The following is a 1,145-nucleotide window of genomic DNA, read 5'->3' on the forward strand; positions in this document are numbered from 1 at the left end:
GCTCGCGCCGCTGGTCGACTGGATGCAGCGGGTCGGAATCCCGCGTTCGCTCGGCGTGTTCGTCGCGCTGGTCGGGTCGATCGGGCTGCTCGCCGGGATCCTGACCTTCGTCGTCGAGCAGTTCGTCGACGGTGTGCCCGGGCTGTCCAACGAGGTCACCAACAGCGTGCACAAGGTGCAGGACTGGCTGATCAACGGCCCGCCGCACCTGAGCGATCAGCAGATCCGCAGCGCGGGCGACACCATCGTGCGCACCATCCAGGACAACCGCGAGAGCCTGACCAGCGGCGCGCTGACCACCGCCACCGCGATCGGGCACATCCTCACCGGCGCGTTCCTGATCCTGTTCATCCTCATCTTCTTCCTCTACGGCGGCGACCAGATCTGGCACTTCGTCACCCGGATCATCCCCACCGCGCACCGGGAGAAGGTCCGCACCGCCGGTGAGCTGGGCTTCGGCACGCTGGTCGGGTTCGTGCGCGCCACCGTCGTCGTGGCCGCGGTGGACGCGATCGGCATCGGCGCCGGGTTGGCGATCCTGCACGTCCCGCTGGCGCTGCCGCTGGCCTCGCTGGTGTTCATCAGCGCGTTCATCCCGATCATCGGCGCGTTCTTCGCCGGGTTCGTCGCGGTGTTCATCGCGCTGGTCACCAAAGGGCCGGTCACGGCGCTGATCGTGCTCGGCATCATCATCGCGGTGATGCAGCTCGAGGGGCATGTGCTGCAACCACTGCTGCTGGGCCGGGCGGTGAGCATCCATCCGCTGGCCGTCGTCCTGGCGATCACCGCGGGCTTGGTGGTCGGCGGGATCGCGGGCGCGCTGCTGGCGGTGCCGTTGATCGCGGTCGGCAATACCGCGATCCGCTATCTGCTCGCCGACAGTCCGGAGGAGGTCTACGGCGAACTCGTCGGCGACGACCGAAGAATGTTCGCCGCCGAGCCGGACAAACCGGAGCCGGGCCGGTTCGACATCGCGCGCACGCTGCGCAAGGAAGAGAGCAAGACCGAGGCGGAGCCCGGCGATGCGGACGCACACAGCTGAGCTGAGCTCGGCCGACGCGGCGACCGCGCCCCTGTGGCGGGCCGCCCAGGCGTTTCGGCTGGTCACGCTGCTGTACGCGATCGGCCAGCAGATCGCGTCGGTG

General features: G+C 69.0%; 1 protein-coding gene. It reads left to right on the forward strand.

All coding sequences use genetic code 11. The features are described 5' to 3' along the window. A partial coding sequence (locus ACWDNU_RS46535; protein WP_449673535.1) for an AI-2E family transporter occupies nt 1–1,042 on the forward strand: 1,042 nt, incomplete at its 5' end. Between the last annotated feature and the right edge of the window lie 103 nt (nt 1,043–1,145).

The organism is Amycolatopsis sp. NPDC003676, assembly GCF_053587275.1.